We start from the raw sequence: 221 nt of genomic DNA, 5'->3' as shown, positions 1-221 counted from the left end.
GCGAAGTGGCTAAACGCGGCGGACTGTAAATCCGCTCCTTCGGGTTCGGCAGTTCGAATCTGCCCCCCTCCACCATTATGGCGGTCGTGGCGAAGTGGTTAACGCATCGGATTGTGGCTCCGACACTCGTGGGTTCGATTCCCATCGATCGCCCCATATTTTTGGGCTATAGCCAAGCGGTAAGGCAACGGACTTTGACTCCGTCACGCGAAGGTTCGAAT

Annotated in this window: 1 tRNA gene; it reads left to right on the top strand. The window is 56.6% G+C overall.

Features of this window, described 5'->3' with window-relative positions:
* The first annotated feature begins 80 nt into the window (after positions 1-80).
* Positions 81-156: transfer RNA gene (locus RG959_RS25110), tRNA-His, on the top strand.
* Positions 157-221 lie beyond the last annotated feature (65 nt).

Source organism: Domibacillus sp. 8LH (assembly GCF_038806185.1).
GTDB lineage: Bacteria > Bacillota > Bacilli > Bacillales > Domibacillaceae > Domibacillus > Domibacillus indicus_A.
This window is presented reverse-complemented; position numbering and strand designations above follow the sequence as displayed.